Origin of the sequence: Mycobacterium mantenii, from assembly GCF_010731775.1 — a bacterium.
In the GTDB taxonomy this organism is placed as follows: Bacteria; Actinomycetota; Actinomycetes; order Mycobacteriales; family Mycobacteriaceae; genus Mycobacterium; species Mycobacterium mantenii.
In genome coordinates this window covers 1,201,267-1,217,151 of sequence record NZ_AP022590.1, presented here as the reverse complement: position 1 = coordinate 1,217,151, position 15,885 = coordinate 1,201,267, and the positions used below count along the sequence as shown (strand labels likewise).

At 67.3% G+C, this 15,885-nt stretch carries 16 protein-coding genes; 9 read left to right on the top strand and 7 right to left on the bottom strand.

Annotated elements, in window-relative coordinates:
• The first annotated feature begins 90 nt into the window (after nucleotides 1-90).
• Nucleotides 91-372 carry a hypothetical protein gene (locus G6N50_RS05510; protein ID WP_083099049.1) on the top strand — a complete coding sequence of 94 codons (282 nt, stop codon included), beginning with the start codon at nucleotides 91-93 and terminating at the stop codon, nucleotides 370-372.
• 15 nt (nucleotides 373-387) lie between these two features.
• Here G6N50_RS05510 and G6N50_RS05505 read toward each other — a convergent pair whose 3' ends face one another.
• Entirely contained in the window at nucleotides 388-816 is a 429-nt protein-coding gene (locus G6N50_RS05505) for a type II toxin-antitoxin system Rv0910 family toxin (RefSeq protein WP_083099051.1), read from the bottom strand.
• A 111-nt stretch (nucleotides 817-927) separates the two neighbouring features.
• A complete protein-coding gene (locus G6N50_RS05500) occupies nucleotides 928-1,485 on the bottom strand; it encodes a hypothetical protein (protein WP_067838875.1) in 558 nt (185 codons plus the stop codon).
• A 229-nt stretch (nucleotides 1,486-1,714) separates the two neighbouring features.
• Here G6N50_RS05500 and G6N50_RS05495 point away from each other — a divergent pair, with 229 nt between their 5' ends.
• Nucleotides 1,715-3,550: a DUF4407 domain-containing protein gene (locus G6N50_RS05495; protein ID WP_083099053.1), complete on the top strand. Its 1,836-nt coding sequence runs from the start codon at nucleotides 1,715-1,717 to the stop codon at nucleotides 3,548-3,550.
• Between the two features lie 7 nt (nucleotides 3,551-3,557).
• Here the strand turns inward: G6N50_RS05495 and G6N50_RS05490 are convergent, their stop codons facing one another.
• A complete protein-coding gene (locus G6N50_RS05490; RefSeq protein ID WP_083099055.1) occupies nucleotides 3,558-4,388 on the bottom strand; it encodes a DAPG hydrolase family protein in 831 nt (276 codons plus the stop codon).
• Nucleotides 4,388-5,728: an FAD-binding oxidoreductase gene (locus G6N50_RS05485; RefSeq protein ID WP_083099057.1), complete on the bottom strand. Its 1,341-nt coding sequence runs from the start codon at nucleotides 5,726-5,728 to the stop codon at nucleotides 4,388-4,390. Before G6N50_RS05485 ends, G6N50_RS05490 begins: the two co-directional genes overlap by 1 nt.
• A 21-nt stretch (nucleotides 5,729-5,749) precedes the next feature.
• On the opposite strand from G6N50_RS05485, the gene G6N50_RS05480 reads away from it, so the two are divergent.
• Nucleotides 5,750-6,541 carry an IclR family transcriptional regulator gene (locus G6N50_RS05480; RefSeq protein WP_142275763.1) on the top strand — a complete coding sequence of 264 codons (792 nt, stop codon included), beginning with the start codon at nucleotides 5,750-5,752 and terminating at the stop codon, nucleotides 6,539-6,541.
• Nucleotides 6,542-6,780: 239 nt separating this feature from the next.
• Here G6N50_RS05480 and G6N50_RS05475 read toward each other — a convergent pair whose 3' ends face one another.
• The 3 genes from G6N50_RS05475 to G6N50_RS05465 form a co-directional block, all read right to left on the bottom strand.
• A complete protein-coding gene (locus G6N50_RS05475) occupies nucleotides 6,781-7,068 on the bottom strand; it encodes an ANTAR domain-containing protein (RefSeq protein WP_083099063.1) in 288 nt (95 codons plus the stop codon).
• Between the two features lie 239 nt (nucleotides 7,069-7,307).
• Nucleotides 7,308-8,672 carry a wax ester/triacylglycerol synthase domain-containing protein gene (locus G6N50_RS05470; protein WP_083099065.1) on the bottom strand — a complete coding sequence of 455 codons (1,365 nt, stop codon included), beginning with the start codon at nucleotides 8,670-8,672 and terminating at the stop codon, nucleotides 7,308-7,310.
• Between the two features lie 131 nt (nucleotides 8,673-8,803).
• Nucleotides 8,804-10,060 carry a CaiB/BaiF CoA transferase family protein gene (locus tag G6N50_RS05465; protein WP_197748055.1) on the bottom strand — a complete coding sequence of 419 codons (1,257 nt, stop codon included), beginning with the start codon at nucleotides 10,058-10,060 and terminating at the stop codon, nucleotides 8,804-8,806.
• Nucleotides 10,061-10,309: 249 nt separating this feature from the next.
• On the opposite strand from G6N50_RS05465, the gene G6N50_RS05460 reads away from it, so the two are divergent.
• Genes G6N50_RS05460 through G6N50_RS05435 form a run of 6 tightly spaced genes read left to right on the top strand, consistent with a single transcriptional unit; the run spans nucleotide 10,310 to nucleotide 15,859 of the window.
• Complete coding sequence (locus G6N50_RS05460; RefSeq protein ID WP_083099069.1) at nucleotides 10,310-11,173, top strand: mycofactocin-coupled SDR family oxidoreductase; 864 nt, start codon at nucleotides 10,310-10,312, stop codon at nucleotides 11,171-11,173.
• Nucleotides 11,174-11,216: 43 nt separating this feature from the next.
• Nucleotides 11,217-12,197, top strand: a complete 981-nt coding sequence (locus G6N50_RS05455; protein WP_083099071.1) for a thiamine pyrophosphate-dependent dehydrogenase E1 component subunit alpha — start codon at nucleotides 11,217-11,219, stop codon at nucleotides 12,195-12,197.
• Between the two features lie 4 nt (nucleotides 12,198-12,201).
• Nucleotides 12,202-13,200, top strand: a complete 999-nt coding sequence (locus G6N50_RS05450) for an alpha-ketoacid dehydrogenase subunit beta (protein WP_083099073.1) — start codon at nucleotides 12,202-12,204, stop codon at nucleotides 13,198-13,200.
• The gene (locus tag G6N50_RS05445; protein WP_083099075.1) at nucleotides 13,193-13,429 is read left to right on the top strand and encodes a lipoyl domain-containing protein; all 237 of its coding nucleotides are present in this window, start codon (nucleotides 13,193-13,195) and stop codon (nucleotides 13,427-13,429) included. Before G6N50_RS05450 ends, G6N50_RS05445 begins: the two co-directional genes overlap by 8 nt.
• 19 nt (nucleotides 13,430-13,448) lie before the next feature.
• A complete protein-coding gene (locus tag G6N50_RS05440; RefSeq protein WP_083099077.1) occupies nucleotides 13,449-14,321 on the top strand; it encodes an enoyl-CoA hydratase-related protein in 873 nt (290 codons plus the stop codon).
• 8 nt (nucleotides 14,322-14,329) lie between these two features.
• Entirely contained in the window at nucleotides 14,330-15,859 is a 1,530-nt protein-coding gene (locus G6N50_RS05435; protein WP_083099079.1) for an acyl-CoA synthetase, read from the top strand.
• Nucleotides 15,860-15,885 lie beyond the last annotated feature (26 nt).

Here is a 15,885-nt window from a genome sequence, read left to right as displayed (position 1 = left end):
CGACACCTCGGCGACGTCGTTTCTCCGGACGGCCTTTTGGGTAGCACCAACACATCGGCTGAAACGGATGTGACAGCAGAGGAGACGGCCATGAGGCACAGCCCTGTCGGCCACGATCGGTCGGCGGATCGGTACCCGCGAGGATCGGTGCCGGCCGCGGCGCGAACGCCCGGGATGCTCGCGGTCGCGGCGGCCGCGCTGGCGTTCGCGGTGTGCGTGACCGATTTCGCCCTGGGTGAGGCCGGGGCGGGCGTGGACGCCGCGATCATCTCCATGCTCGCGTTCGGGGCCGGGCTGTCCTGGCTTGCGATGGACCGCAGGCGGATTCGCGACGCGGAGCGGGAGTGGGTGACCACCCACCCGGCCCCCTAGCGCCGCGGTGGGCGGTTATTGCAGGGCCGCGAGGTTGTTCACGGACTTTTGCACATCGGAGCGCAGCACTCGGGCGACCAGTCCCCCGACCGGCCCGCTGAGCAGCCCGCCGCCCAGATCGGCAGTCAGGTGGAAGGTCGATCCGGGGTGGTCGTCGGCGACGGTCATCGCCACCGTGAGGCGGATACCGCCGCGTCCGCGACCTTGCAGCTCAATGCCTTTCGGCTCGTCGTACCGGGTGACCTCCCAGTGGATGACGTTGCGGAACCCCTTGACCTTGACACACGACGAGACACAGGTGCCCTTTTCGATCGTGTCGGGCACCGGCCCCCGCCATCCGGCGAAGATCGTCATCCACTCGTCGAATCGGTCCAGGTCGGACGCCAGTTTCCAGGCCGCTTCCGGCTCGACCTGCGACGATACCGAGACATCTACACGGGCCAACGTTTTCCTCCCCAGGCGATGACAAACGCCGTCACCTCACGCACCGGCGACGAACGCACAACCTTGGCTGAGTACCCCGACGCCCTCGCGCGTATTCGTCGGCCGGCCAGCTCAGGGCCAGGCCTGGTCCAGTTGATGGGCCACGTCGATGATTTGTGCCGCCTGCGACTGCGGCGTGTCGATCTCGGTGGCGACGTACTGCGCGATGAACCGCCGGATCTCACCGTCGACGCCGGCCAGGATCCGCAGCACCTCGCCGCGGATCGACTTCGACGAGACGTTGACGGTGATGTCGGACGGCCGCGGTTTGGCGACGTCGACGATCAGCAGCAGCGGCTCCGCCGCGCGCGCCGTCGCGCGCAATTGGATGTCTCCGGAGACCATGAAACGCTGCTTGTCGAGCCACAGGTCGACCAAGAGGTCGATCGAGAGAGGAATGTGGATGACGAAGGTGATGCTGTCGCCCAGCCGGCGCGTGACCCTGGGGTCTTGAATCTTGACGTTGGCGCTGACTTTGGCGATCCCGCCGGGCCCCTGCGCGATCGGCTCCATGGCGAACTCGCTTCCGGCGATGTCGGCGAATGCCGCGGCGACCCGCTCGGGAGTGACGGCCACCTCGAAGAACCTGCGGCCGAACTCCTCGTAGGTGACATAATCGTGATTCGTCATAGGCTTATACCGTCTCATGTCACCTGCCTGAACGGTCGCTGATCTGCTCGCGTCGCAGAATTCCGCGTCAGATCCCCTCACCCCGGACCAGAAAACCGATCGATGCCCGCGGGTGATCTGCGTCTGCGTCGAATCCGCGGGTTTGTGAAGCGCGCCACAGGCGGGGTGCTTCGATTCGATGTGTCGGGCGGTGGCCTGCAAGCTTGATGGTGGAGGTGTTTTCAGTCTCATGCCCCAGGACGTAACGGAGCAGCGCCCGGGCCTGGCCCGGGCGTCGGGCGTGCTCATCTGGCTCGGCGGCGGACACCGGCGCGAGCTGGGTGAACGTCACGAACGGTCCACCCATGCCGTCGCCGGCGCGGTGACATTGTTGGGCGCGCTGCTGGCCTGGCTGATCGCGACCCTGGCCGTAGGCGGGTCGGTTCGCTGGCCGCTGCCGGCCGTCGTGTCGCTCACCCTTGCCTTCGGTCTGCTGGTCGGCGCCATCACCCGCGGCACCATCCCGGGGCCCGACCGCAGCCGCCCCGGCATCCTGGGGCGCGCCGCGGTGGCGGCGGCGGTGGGCGTCATCGTCGGTGAACTCGCCGCACTGGTCATTCTTTCCAGCTCGATCGACCACCGCCTCGACGAACGGGCGTTGCGCAACGCCGGATCGGCGCCGGCCGTGGCGCAGGCGTCGGCGTCCCTGCAACAGATCCGGGATGCCCGCACCGCACTCGACGGCGCCGTCGCGCAGGCCCGTGACCGTCAGGACCAGGCCCTGGTCGTCGCCCGCTGCGAGTATCACCCCACGCCGGGCTGCCCGCAGACCCGGATCACCGGTGTTCCCGGCACCGGGCCCGAAACACGCACGGCCAACGAGCTTCTCGCCGATGCTCAACACGAGTTGGACACGGCTCTGGCGGCCCGAGACAGCCGCGCACCCGGGCTGGACGCCGCGATCTCGCGACAGGAGCACGCGCTGCGCGACGCACGGGACGGCGTCGTGGCGGATGCCGGCCGGGGTCTGGGCGCACGCTGGGTCGCGATGAATGACCTCACCTCGGCCGACGCGGGGGCAATGACCCTGCGGCTGTTCACGATCGGGGTTTGCGTGCTGCTCTACCTGGCGCCGCTGATCCTGGGGCTGTGGCGCGGTGAAACAACGCACGATCGCCGCGCCACCTCGCGCGCCCGTCGCGAACGCGCCGAACTCGACGCGGACACCGCGATCGCGGTCAAGCGGGCCGAGGTGCGCCGCGAGGCCGAAATCCTCTGGGCCGAGCACCAACTGACGCAAGCTCGGCTGGCCATCGAGGCGCAGATCGAGATCGACCGGGAACAGCAACGCCGCCGGGTCTGCGATGCCCTGGATGCTCCGGTGCATGCGCCGTCGCAGCGGGCATTCGAGCCGGGCGACGATGACGTGTATCTGCCGATCGCCGCCGAAGCCGAGGCGGCCAGCCGGGCGATCACCCAACTGCCCGCGCCGGAGGCGGCCCCGGGCCGGGCCACTCCCGAGACCCCCGAGGTTGCGGAGAACCTGCCCGCTCCCCTGCCGCCGCGCGGCGAGGTCGAGCCGCACGAAGAACGGAATGGCCCGTTGATCCCCTCGATTCCGGACGCCACCAAGGCCGCGGCACGCTGGATTCGCCCGTTGGTGCCACCCTTCGTGGCGCGGGTGATCGACACCACCACCCACCCGTTGCGCAGCGCGCGCCAGGTGTTCGAGGGCGTCCTCGAAGAAACCGAGGAGATCACCTTCACGCTCAAGCGCACCCGCAAGGTGACGGTCAACTCCGAGGCCTCAGACACCCAGCTGTCCGGGCAACCCGCCGATACCGAGGCCCACTCGGTACCAACGGATTTCGTCACCTCGTCGCGGCAAGGCCCCGGCGCGCGGGGGCACCGCCGGGTGACCGGTCGCGATTCCCGCTCGGCCCTGCCCCGGCGGGCCGCACCTGACGCGGGCCGGCTGTCGGTGGAGTCTGCGGAAGGCGACCGTCGGCGGGCCCTGACGAAGCGGGACGGGCCGCCGGAGCTGGGTCCGCCCGAGGGGCCACTCCAGCTGCCGCCACCGAAATAGCTTGCCGCTATTCGGAACCGAAGGCTTCGTAGAGTTCCGGCAGAAAACCGGCCAGGTGGTTCATCTCCTGGGCGCAATGCACCATCAGGTTGCGGGCGCTGCTCGCCGGGTCGCCGAGCACCCGCGCCGCGATCGGGCGCACCGCCCGGGATGCGACGCCGGGGACACGACGGACCGCGATGTAGCGCCCGCCCATCCAGAATCGTGACCGCATCTCGGCCCCGTTCGGGGTCGATCGGACATGGTGGATGAACCATCCGACGTCGACCGGGACGTCGCTGGAGCCCAGCCGCGCGCAGATCGCCACCGCGGCGTCGCTGTCGGGGGGACAGCCCACGTTCGCCGGATCGATGAATTGGATTGCGCCATTGAGCATCGCCGAGCCGATGTACTCGCTGATCAACGACCAGCGACCGATGTAACGCTGAGCGCCCCGGCGGCCGGCGGCCCCATCGTCTTGGCCGTTGTTCGTCTGACCCTTCCAGGCGGTGCGAAGGTGCGCCCGCGGGTGCCACAGCTTGTACCGGCGGGTGTCGCAGCCGTGCCAGCCGAACCACCACGACCACATCGCCGGAGTGACTCCCGGCATGTCGGTGCGTACCGACACGTGATAGCCGCCATCGTCGAGCACCCCGTAGCCGTTCTCGGTCTGCTGGTACCCCTCGTCTGCGACGCTCGCGGCGTCCTCGAATGCCACCAGCGCCATGGCGCCCTGCGGCCCGTGCTGCAGCGCCTCGACCACATGTGTTGGCAGCGGGGCCATTTCGGGGTTGAAGTATTTGCCGAACGGTGTCTTTGCGTCGTCGTCGCGGTATCCCAGATACAAGCCGCCGGACATCAGAGTCGTCCCATCCAGCTGTTGAACAGGCCGCCGGGATCGTATTTCGCGCGGACGCGGTCGAGCTTGGCCATGGCGTCATCGCTGGCGAACCGCGCCGGCCGCCGGCCCAGGTTCTCGTCGGCGAGCTGGATGCCCAGGGCGAAGTCGGACATTGCGGCCATGTTGGACCGCGCCCAGTCGGCATACTTATCTTCGTCGGCCGGGTCTTTCCACGAGCCGTACAGCGCCAGGTAGATGTCGCCCTCGATGCTGTAGGCCATGTCTTGCCGGGTCGGGCACGGCCCCCAGTTCAGCCAGAGAAAGTGCGCCGGGTGCGGGGGCATCGTGTCCAGGATGGTCCGGATACCGGGGAGCAGGTCTTCGGCCGGTGCCGACGTCCACATGTTGTCCACCGCATAGTGATGGTCGGACAGGTAGTGGCTCATCGCGACGTCGTACCAGGTGGGCAAATCGGTTGACATGTAAGGGACTTTGACCAGTGCTTGCTCGGCGACGGGGCAGGTCCCGAACAGTGCCAGGGCCTGTTCGGCCTCCTGGTCGGAGTCCGCGAACGCCGGCGAGGCGAACGAGATCACGGGTTCGGTGATGCCCATGCTCGGTTCACCGCGCGACGCGACGGCCTGCAGCTCGACCCGGGGGTCGACTTCGGCGCTGACCGCACGGGCCCAGGTGAAGACCTCGTCGGCCAGGTCGAACGGATAGACGTAGACGCTGGTGCCGCAGGCCGCCGGCCGCGGATACAGCTTGAGGTAGAACGACGTGACGACCCCGAAGAAGCCCGGACCGGCCCCGCGGGCGGCCCAGTAGAGGTCGGGGTGATTGCCCTCGTCGCAGTGGATCTGCTCGCCGTCGGCCGTGACGACGTCGAGGCCGATGACGCTCTCGCAGGCCGGCCCGTAAATCCGGCTGTTCCAGCCGTATCCGCCCTGCAGCAGGTACCCACCCAGGCACACGCCCTTGCAGTGTCCACCGGGGAAGAAGAGGTTCTGCGCTTCGAGGTCGGCCATCAGCAGGCTGCCGCCCTTGCCGGGACCGGCGACGGCCAGGCCCTTGTCGGTGTCGATCGTGGCGTGATCGAGGCGGCTGAGGTCGAGCAGCACCGATCCGTCGCGCAGGTGGCTGGCCGCGAAGCTGTGCCCGCCGGACACGATGCTGACCTGCAGGCCGTTGGCCTTGGCGTGCCGGATACCGGCGACGATGTCGTCGGGATCGACCGCCTGCACGATCACCTCGGGGTACCGGTACGGCACCCGCTGGTGCCACACGGTGCCCCTGCGGGCGGCCTCGTAACCGTCGTCGCCCCGAAAACAGTGCCGTCCGGCCGGTAACACACCCATCTGGAGCTCCTTTGATCCGTGATGCGGTCCTTTGCGGTCCGTAATGCGGATCACTATAGTGAGCATGTGCCGCCAACGGGGGAAAATTTGCCAACTGGTCGCGACGAGGGCATCCAGGTTTTACGTCGCGCCGCCGCCGCGTTGGACGAGATCGCTGCCGAGCCGGGACACCTGCGGCTGGTCGACCTGGGTGAGCGACTCGGGCTGGCCAAGTCGACGGCCCGCCGATTGCTGTTCGGCCTGGTCGAAGTCGGCCTGGCCAGCGTCGATGCGCAGGGCCGCTTTTCGCCGGGCGAGCGCCTGCTGGGCCTCGGAAGACCCGACGGAGCTCAGGTCTCCGCGATCTTCCGCCCGACCATAGAACGCGTGGCGTGGGCTACCGACGGCGAGACCGTCGACCTGTCGATCCTGCGCGGGCAGCGCATGTGGTTCGTCGACCAGATCGAGTCGTCCCACCGGCTGCGGGCGGTCTCGGCGATCGGAGTGCGCTTCCCGTTGGAAACGACGGCCAACGGAAAAGCGGCCCTCGCCGCGCTCGACGACGCCGACGCCGAAGCCGTGCTGACCCGGCTCCGACCAGAGGACGCGGACCCGCTGCGGGCCGAGCTCGCGGAGATCCGACGCACCGGCATCGCGTTCGACCGCGACCAACACACCCCGGGGATTTCGGCCGCGGCCGTCGCCCGGCGGGCCGTCGGTGGCATCGTCGTCGCCATCTCGGTGCCGGCGCCCACGGAGCGCTTCGCGGAAAAGGAACAGCGCATCGTCGACGCGTTGCTCGCGGCCGCCGACTCGCCGGCCTGGACGCGCTAGTCGCGCCCGGAGCGAGCGCGACTAGCGGAACAGCCGGATTCCGTAGTCGCTTTCGGGCGCCGGCGGGTCGACCGCGCGCCGGTTTCGCCGGCGCCTCACACCCCGTTCCCGCGTCGGCCACTGCAACCTGAGCCGCAAGGCACTGCCTTCCGCGCGCGCCGTCGGGTCGATGTTGTTGTAGTTGGAGACGGCCGGGTTACCCCTCGAAAGCTCGGCCGCCCCAACGTCTTGATGCGCGCTCAACCGGTCAGAGCGGCGGATTTGAACAGCCGACCCCATTCGTGGCGGGCCGCGGACTGCGCGTCGACAAAACTGGGGGTCTTCTCACCGTCGCCCGCCAGGTGGACCAGCGCCCACGCCATCGCGAACACCGGCACCTTGTGCCGTATCGCCGCGCTGTGCAATTCATCCAATGCGGCATCGGAAGGACACCGGCGAAGTCCGATGAGGATGCCCCGCGCGGTGTCGAGAATGCGACCGGAGTTCGGTCCGCATGAAGTTTGGGCGGGAACCCAGTTCGTCGTCATGCTGTGTGATACCTCCTGCTGGGCCCTCGCGGAACCGCTACACGCATAGCGGCAGGAATTCGTCTGCATCGTCGCGGCCGCAATCCCCAAAAGGCGCCCTGTGCAATGATTTGCGGATCCCTCGCGTTGTGCCAGTCCGTCACTGACATTGATATGCGGCTGTGACCGTTTCGGGATCTGCTGCTCACCAACGACTCCCGCACCGCGCCCGGCCGGTGTCCGAACTCGCAGATGACGAATTACCTTGCCAAAGAGAGTAACTCGTCGAAGCCGCCGACGATGGCGTCATGGAAAACGTCGTAGTCGGGAATCGCGGTGGTGTCGACGTTCAAACCGAGCCCGCAAGTATCGACATAGGTGAGCAGGGTGACGTTGACCGCCGCACCGATGGTGGGGCCGAACGCGTACTGCGCGCGTACCGCGGCACCGCCGAGGAACACGGGCACGGGAACGCCCGGCACATCGCTGGCCACGAAATCAACGTGCCGCAGCACCGAACCGATGTACCACCGCGGCGCCAGGTTGAGCACCCCGGCGATCAATTGCGTGTATGGCAGCGACCTTTCGTTGCGCACCGCAGCGGTGCGCTCCCGTATCGCCTTGATCCGCTTGGCCGGATCGGGCTCGCCGACGGGAATGTCGAAGCGCATCAGCGTAATCCGATTCCCGCCGATGTCGTCGTCTTTGGTCCGCAGGCTGATCGGCATCGTGATGTGCAAGTCGCCCACCGCCACGCCGTGTTTCTCGTGGTAGATGCGTAGGCCGCCCGCGACCCCGGCGACGAAGGCGTCGTTCAGCGCCCCACCGCAACGGTGCGCCGCTTCCCGAAGCGGCCGCTTCGGCACCTGATGCACCCCGAGACGCCGGATCAGGCCGCGATCCGTCGCCAAGCATGACCCGGGTCGGTTTATCGGCCGGACGGTACGGTAGACCGATGCCGCGGTGGTCGCCGCGGACCTGATGGTCGCGACGGGCCGCCGAACGGCGTCGTACATGACCCGTGGCACGAGGGTGGCCACGCCTGTCAGGGCGCTGTTGAGCAAGCCGGTGTCGTAACGCACGGCATCGCGGTAGCCGCTCAGCGGCGAGGACGCCGCGACCTGTGGCTCGGGCGGCATGGGTTCAAGGGGGTAGATATCCTCCGAGAGATCGAACAGGTGCATCGCGATCTGGATTCCGCCGACCCCGTCCGTGAGCGCGTGGTGAAATTTGCAGATCACGGCCGCGCCACCGTTTTCCAGACCGTCGATGAACGTCGTCTCCCATAGCGCGCGGGCCCGATCGAAATCCTGCATCTCGGCCACTCGCGCCACTTCCAGCACGTCGTCGAGGGTTCCGGCGCCGGAAATGGTTTCCTTCCGCAGGTGGTAATCCAGCTCGAAATCCCGGTAGTGCTCCCACCGCGGCGGAGCCGGCGGGGGTGACTGCACCACCCGCTGCCTGAACATGGGCAGTTTTCGGCTGATCAGGTCGAACCGCTTGCGCACTTCGTCCCAGTCCGGAGTTCGGTCCAGGAGTACGACGCTGACCACGGTCGATCGCAGCCGTGGGTCGCTCTCCATCGCCCAGGTGAACGCGTCGCTTGCGCGCATGAATGCAGCCATATCAGTGCTCCTTGCACCGAACGTACGACGGCGGGCGCTGTGGGTCACCCGGTTACCGGCAGGCGATGACTTAGGTCCTCAGAGATTGCGCCTTTCGTCGACTCCCCCGGCTCCCCCTGTCGAGAGCCGCCCTACAGAATCGCCTTGCTGTCCTTCGCCCTGGCGATGTCGTCCCAGTCGACGTCGAGTTCCAGCAAAATCTCCTCGGTGTGTTGCCCGTGCTCCGGGGCGCGCGCGGGAGACGGTGGAGTCTCGTTGAATTGGACTGGCGCGGCGACGATTCGGTACTTTTCGCCGTGGTCGTCGACGTTGGTCACCACGTATCCGTTGGGTTCCACCTGCGGATCGTTCAAAGTTTCCCGGGGCGTCGCCAGCGCACCCCACACGCCCGGCTCGTCTTCGAGCACCGCCTGCCAGTGCGCTAGGTCGTGACCGGCGAAGGTCTCGGCCAGCAGATCGGTCGCCGCCGCCGCGTTGGCGATCAGGTTGGCCGACGGGACGAACCGCTCGTCGTCAGCCAGTTCCGCCAGGCCCATGCGCCGGCAGAAGCCCACCCAGAACTTGTCGGGCTGCAGGAAGACCAGCTGGATCCACCTGCCGTCCTTGGTCTTGTACCGGTTGACGAGCGGATTGATGGCCAGGCCCGGCGGGGCGCCCGGGATACCGTCGATATCGAAGAAGTCGGCCGCCGAAATCGACGGCGCTATCGACCACATCGCCTGCGCCAGCAGCGACGAGTCGACGATGCTCGGTTCGCCGGTGCGCTCCCGGTGGAACAACGCGGCGCAGACGCCGCCGGCCAGCGTGGCCCCGCCCTGCAGGTCACCGAAGCCCGGCCCCTGGACCGCGGGCGTCTCGCTGCCGAACGGCGTGAGCGTGTATGCGACCCCGCCGCGCGCCAGGTACGTCGCGGCATCGAATCCGCCACGATCGCGATCGGGTCCGCGGACGCCCAGCCCGGTGCCGCGCGCGATGATGATGTTCGGGTTGAACGAGCGGATGTCCTCGACGGTCAGCCGGGCCCGTTCGAGCGCACCGGGCAACCAATTGGTCAGGAACACATCGGCACTGGCCAAGAGCCGCCCGAATAAATCGCGACCCGTTTCCGACTTGATGTCGATGGCGATGCTGCGTTTCCCGCGGTTGCCCAGCTCGAGGATGAAGTCGGCATCCGGGCGGGCCGCTTGCCGGGTGAATCCGCCGACGACCAGTGCGCGCCCGGGATCGCCCGCGGTGACGCCCTCCACCTTGATGACATCGGCGCCCCAGTCCGACAGCGCGGCACCGGCGGAGGGCACATATGTCCACGAGGCCAACTCGACTACCCGCACCCCGTGAAGGACTCCGCCGTGCACGTCAGCCATCGCCAAACCCTTCCTCGCGTCCATTCCTTGCTATTTTAGATATTCTAGCTAGTCTTGGGCGTAGTGATAGCCCATCTGCAGGTCAACGCAGTTTTTCGTGGAAGAGATGCGATGGAGCCGACCGAAGGTCTCATTCCGACGCCCACCGCGATGACCGCGCGTCGTGGTACTGCGACCGGTCGATTCGAAACCCGCTGCAGATCAGTCGTGGCCCCGAATGGCGTTGGGCCCCAGTGCGGATCGTGATGTAGACGGACGGACGAAGGACGGGCGATGGGCAGAGTAACGGGCAAGGTGGCCGTGATCAGTGGCGCCGCGCGCGGTCAGGGCCGTTCACATGCGCGGATGCTGGCCGCCGAAGGTGCGGACATCATCGCCGTGGACCTCTGCACGGACATCGACACCAATGAGTATCCCCTTGCCCGCCCGGAGGATCTGGACGAGACGGCCCGGCTGGTGGAAAAGGAGGGGCAGCGCGCCTTCACCGCCATCGCCGACGTTCGCGACCGCGTCGCCCTGGCCGCGGCAATCGACGAGGGCGTCGCCGAATTGGGGCACCTCGACGTCGTAGTGGCCAACGCCGGCATCTGCCCGCTGACGGCGGGCCTGCCACCGAAGGCTTTCGCCGACGCGGTGGACGTGGACCTGGTCGGCGTGCTGAACCTCGTGCATGCCAGCCTCAAACACCTGCAGGCCGGCGCGTCAATCGTCGTCATCGGTTCCAACGCGGCCTTCATGTCGTCGATGAACACCACCGGCATCGACGGCGGTCCCGGCGGGGCCGGCTATGCCTTCGCGAAACTGGCTGCCGCACACTATGTCAACGACTTCGCCCTGGCGCTCGCCCCGTTCTCCATCCGGATGAACGCGGTGCATCCGACGAACGTCAACACCGACATGCTGCACAGCCCGCCGATGTACCGGGCCTTCCGGCCCGACCTGAAGGAGCCCACCCGCGAGGACGCCGAACCGATCTTCCCGTTCGTGCAGGCGATGCCGATCCCCTACGTCGAACCCGAGGACATCAGCGAGGCGGTGCTGTTCCTCGCTTCCGACGCCGCCCGCTACATCACCGGCCAGCAACTGCGGGTGGACGGCGGCGGCTTCCTCAAGGTCAAGCCATGGTCGGGCGCGTGACGACGGTGGCCCTAATCCGACTGCACCGCAACGGGATTACGCGATGACCGACGACGCCGCGATGCAAAGACGCCTGTATGCGCTGATGGTGCTGATGAAGGCGGCCGACGACCGGCTGTCCAAAGGGATCGGCACCGGGGAGTTCATGTGCGTGTACTGGCCGTCACGCGGCCAGGAGGCGATCGCCGCCGCGATGGGTGTCGCGCTGCGGGCCGACGACCAGCTGGTGACCACCTACCGAGGACTGCACGATTTGATCGGCAAGGGCGTGCCACTCGAAGAGATTTACGGCGAGATGATGGGGCGCACGACGGGCGCCAGTCGCGGGAAGGGCGGCACCATGCACATCGCCAAACCGGAGAACGGGGTGATGCTGTCGACCGGCATCGTTGGCGCCGGGCCGCCGGTGGCGGTGGGCCTGGCGATGTCAGCAAAACGCAAGGGCCTTGATCGCGTCACCGTGGTCAGCTTCGGCGACGGTGCGACCAACACCGGCTCGTTTCACGAGGCCGCCAACATGGCCGCGCTGTGGGATCTGCCGATGGTCTTCGTGTGCCAGAACAATCTTTACGCCGAGATGACGCCCACCAAGGACACCATGAAGCTCGAGCACGTGGCCGATCGGGCCGCCGGATACGGGATGCCGGGTGTCCGCGTCGACGGCAACGACCCGTTGGCGGTCAAAGCCGCGCTCGACGACGCGCTGCGGCGGGCGCGCGCCGGCGCCGGCCCGACCTTCATCGAGTGTGTGACATTCCGCTTCCGCGGCCACTATTTCGGCGACCGGATGCCCTACATCCCCAAGGAACAACTCGAAGCCGCGATGGCCGCCGACCCGGTGCCGCGCTTCCGCGCGCACCTTGCCGACGCCGGCGTCTGCGACGAAGACGAGCTCGCGCGCATCGACGACGAGGCGCTGGCGATCGTGGAATCCGCCCTGCAAACGGTGATGGGCGCGGATTTCCCGTCGGTCGACGAACTCGACCGGGACGTGTACGCAACTCCGATCAAGTTCCCGGTGTGAAGGCATGGACGAAAAAGAGATGACGATGCGCGAGGCGCTGAACCTCGCGCTGGATCAGGCATTACAGGCTGACGAGCGGGTGTTCCTGCTCGGTGAGGACATCGCCGATCCCGGCGCCTCCGGTCCGACCGCGGGGCTGTCGACGAAGTACGGCCACGAACGCGTCCTCGACACACCGATTTCGGAGGCCGCGATCCTGGGTGCGGCGATCGGCGCCGCCATCGACGGTCTGCTGCCGGTGGCCGAGATCATGATCATGGACTTCATCGGCATCGCCGCCGACCAACTGATCAACAACGCCGCAAAACTGAGGTTCATGACCGCCGGACGCACCTCGGCGCCGATCACCGTCCGCACCCAGGTCTACGCGGGCCTGGCCACCGGCGCGACTCATTCGCAGAGCCTGGAGGCGTGGTTCATGCACATCCCCGGCATGAAGGTGATCGTGCCGTCCACCCCGCGGGACGGCAAAGGACTGCTGACGTCGGCGATCTTCGATCCCGACCCCTGCCTGTTCGTCGAAACGATTCGCCTGCAGGGCAAAAGGGGGCTGGTTCCCGTCGACCCGGGCTTCAGGATTCCGCTGGGCCAGGCCGACATCAAGCGGTCTGGCACCGACGTGAGCTTGATCAGCTACGGCCGGGCCGTGCACGACGCGCTGGCAGCGGCGGAAACCCTGGGCGGCCACGGCGTAAGCGCAGAGGTGGTCGATCTGCGGACCCTGGTTCCACTCGACATCGACACGCTCATCGAATCCGCGCGCCGAACTCGCCGGGCCGTAATCATCCACGACGCAGTGCAATTCGCCGGCCCCGGAGCGGAGATCGCCGCGATCTTGCAGTCCGAGCTGTTCGGCGAGCTGGTCGCGCCCGTCGAACGGGTCGCCGCCAGGTTTATCCCCAACCCCGCCGCGGCCGCGCTGGAGGCGACTGTGTATCCGTCGCCGGAGCGGATCGTCGCCGCCGCTCAGCGGACCTTGGATAGGGCGGGAGCCCATGGCTGACTTCATCATTCGTATTCCGCGGGTGTCGGTAGCCGTGTCGGAGGCAGACCTAACCGATCTACTCGTCGAAGCCGGACAGCATGTGGACGAGGGCACGCCGATCTACGTGATCGCCACCGAGAAGGTCGAGCAGGAGATCGAAGCGGGAGCCTCCGGCACCGTGCGGTGGACAGGCCAAGTCGGGACCACCTACGACATCGGCGCCCAAATCGGCGTCATCACGTCATAACGGAGAAAGGTAAGGCCCTATGGATCTCAACGAAACCCGCGAGAGAATCATCTACCAAAAAGAGGGCCCGATCGCCCGCGTCACGCTCAACTGGCCGGAGAAGGCCAACGCCCAGGACCAGAAGCTGGCCGAAGAGGTCGACGCGGCGTTGCTGGACGCCGACCGCGACTACGACATCAAGGTGCTCATCCTCAAGGCGAACGGCAAGGGCTTCTGCTCGGGACACGCCATCGGCAACAATGCCGTCGACTATCCGTCGTTCGTGGAGAACGCCATGGTGACGGGCCACCCGTGGAAGGCGCAGTCGGACCTGTTCGTCAAGCCGACCCTGAACCTGTGGGAGTTCTCCAAACCCACCATCGCGCAGGTGCACGGCTACTGCGTGGGCGGTGGCACGCACATGGGCCTGACCACCGACATCGTCATAGCCTCCGAGGACGCCTACTTCTCCTACCCGCCGCTGCAGGGGTTCGGCATGCCGTCGGGCGAATGCTCCATCGAGCCTTGGGTGTTCATGAACTGGCGCCGTGCCGCCTACTACCTGTTCACCGCCGAGGTCATCGACGCCAAGAAGGCGTTGGAGGTGGGCCTCGTCAACGAGGTCGTCCCGCGCGACCAGCTCGACGACCGCGTCGACGCGATCGCCCGGCACATCGCTCAGGCACCGTTGACGACACTGATGCTCACCAAGGCCAACCTCAAGCGGGCCTGGGAGCTGATGGGCATGCGGGTGCACTGGCAGAGCTCCAACGATCTCGTCGCGCTCGCCTCGATCAGCAAGGACGTGCAGCAGCTGATCCAGACCGTGTTCAAGGACAAGGTGCTGCCGTCCGAACACGCCCGCCGCCAGGCCGCGGCCGCCGCCCAGACCGACGGCGCCGCAGCAACATAGGACCACTGGTGAACATCGCCGATCACGCGATCGCAGCCGCACAGTCGCCGGCCCTGGTCACCGACGGCGGCACGATCTCGTTCGGCGGACTCCATGCGCGCAGCCAGCGGGTCGCCGCGGCGCTGCACGAGGCGGGACTGCGTCGCGGCGACGGCGTGGCGCTGGTCCTGCCGAACAGGCCGGAGTTCTTCGAAATCACCTGGGCCGCTCAGCTTTCCGGCCTCTACTACACCGCGGTCAACACCCACTTCCTCCCCGAGGAGGTCGGCTACGTGATCGACGACTCGGACGCCAAGGCGGTTTTCGTCGACGCCTCGATGCCCGACCTCGCCACGCACATCCGTGGCGCCAATCGCGCCGTGATCGCCCACGTCGTGGTCGGCGGTTTGATTCCCGGCTGGCAGTCGTATGAGGAGGCGCTGGCGGCGGCGGGCCAACCTCCACCGGTCTCGGACGGGTCGGAGATGCTCTACTCGTCCGGCACCACCGGACGGCCCAAGGCGGTGCGGCGACCACTTCCCCTCGACGGCAACGGATCCTGGGCGCAGTCGGTGCTCGAGACAGCGCTGATTCATAAATACGGAATGCGCCAGTCGAGTGTCTACCTATCCCCCGCGCCGCTGTATCACGCGGCCGGAGTGAACTACACCATGGCGGCCAACCGGGTGGGCGCCGCGTCGATCATCATGGAAAAGTTCGATGCCGAGACGGTGCTGCGGCTGATCGAGACCCATCGGGTGACCCACGCGCAATTCGTGCCGACGATGTTCGTGCGGATGCTCAAGTTGCCCGCGGCGGTCCGGGAACGCTATGACGTCTCGAGCCTGCGCTGCGTCATTCACGCGGCGGCGCCGTGCCCGGTCGATGTCAAGCACCAGATGATGGAGTGGCTCGGTCCCATCATTCACGAATACTACGGCGGCACTGAGGGTTTCGCGGGTACCACGATCGGGCCGCAGGACTGGCTCGCCCATCCCGGTTCGGTGGGCATCCCGATGGCCCCGGTGCACGTGGTCGGCGAGGACGGGCGGGAACTCCCCGTCGGCGAATCCGGCGAGCTCTATTTCGAAGGCGGGCCCGACTTCGAGTACTTCAAGGATCCCGCCAAGACTGCATCGGTGTGCAACGACCGCGGGTGGCGGTCGCTCGGCGACATGGGCTATGTCGACTCCGACGGGTTCCTGTATCTCACCGATCGGTCGACGTTCACCATCGTGTCCGGCGGGGTCAACATCTACCCGCAGGAGGCGGAGAACCTGCTTGTCATGCATCCGAAGCTCCTCGACGCGGCGGTATTCGGGGTCCCCAACGACGATTTCGGCGAAGAGGTCAAGGCCGTGGTGCAGCCGGCCGACGGCGTGGTGCCCGGGCCCGAACTCGAGGCGGAACTCGTCGCATACTGCCGAGCGCACCTGGCCGGGTACAAGTGCCCGCGCACCGTCGAGTTCGACACCCTGCCGCGCGACCCGAACGGAAAGCTCTACAAGAGACGGATCCGCGACCGCTATTGGCAGGGCCGGGCGTCGCGGATCCTGTGAGGCGACGCAGGGGATGACGAGATGGC

Excerpts from the sequence above, each read along its gene's own strand:
- G6N50_RS05440 (WP_083099077.1), top strand. The coding sequence starts at position 13,449 with ATGGATCTCAACGAAACCCGCGAGAGAATCATCTACCAAAAAGAGGGC.
- G6N50_RS05455 (WP_083099071.1), top strand. The coding sequence starts at position 11,217 with ATGACCGACGACGCCGCGATGCAAAGACGCCTGTATGCGCTGATGGTG.
- G6N50_RS05480 (WP_142275763.1), top strand. The coding sequence starts at position 5,750 with ATGCGGTCCTTTGCGGTCCGTAATGCGGATCACTATAGTGAGCATGTG.
- G6N50_RS05470 (WP_083099065.1), bottom strand. The coding sequence starts at position 8,672 with ATGGCTGCATTCATGCGCGCAAGCGACGCGTTCACCTGGGCGATGGAG.
- G6N50_RS05445 (WP_083099075.1), top strand. The coding sequence starts at position 13,193 with ATGGCTGACTTCATCATTCGTATTCCGCGGGTGTCGGTAGCCGTGTCG.
- G6N50_RS05475 (WP_083099063.1), bottom strand. The coding sequence starts at position 7,068 with ATGACGACGAACTGGGTTCCCGCCCAAACTTCATGCGGACCGAACTCC.
- G6N50_RS05465 (WP_197748055.1), bottom strand. The coding sequence starts at position 10,060 with ATGGACGCGAGGAAGGGTTTGGCGATGGCTGACGTGCACGGCGGAGTC.
- G6N50_RS05495 (WP_083099053.1), top strand. The coding sequence starts at position 1,715 with ATGCCCCAGGACGTAACGGAGCAGCGCCCGGGCCTGGCCCGGGCGTCG.
- G6N50_RS05510 (WP_083099049.1), top strand. The coding sequence starts at position 91 with ATGAGGCACAGCCCTGTCGGCCACGATCGGTCGGCGGATCGGTACCCG.
- G6N50_RS05490 (WP_083099055.1), bottom strand. The coding sequence starts at position 4,388 with ATGTCCGGCGGCTTGTATCTGGGATACCGCGACGACGACGCAAAGACA.
- G6N50_RS05485 (WP_083099057.1), bottom strand. The coding sequence starts at position 5,728 with ATGGGTGTGTTACCGGCCGGACGGCACTGTTTTCGGGGCGACGACGGT.
- G6N50_RS05460 (WP_083099069.1), top strand. The coding sequence starts at position 10,310 with ATGGGCAGAGTAACGGGCAAGGTGGCCGTGATCAGTGGCGCCGCGCGC.
- G6N50_RS05500 (WP_067838875.1), bottom strand. The coding sequence starts at position 1,485 with ATGACGAATCACGATTATGTCACCTACGAGGAGTTCGGCCGCAGGTTC.
- G6N50_RS05450 (WP_083099073.1), top strand. The coding sequence starts at position 12,202 with ATGGACGAAAAAGAGATGACGATGCGCGAGGCGCTGAACCTCGCGCTG.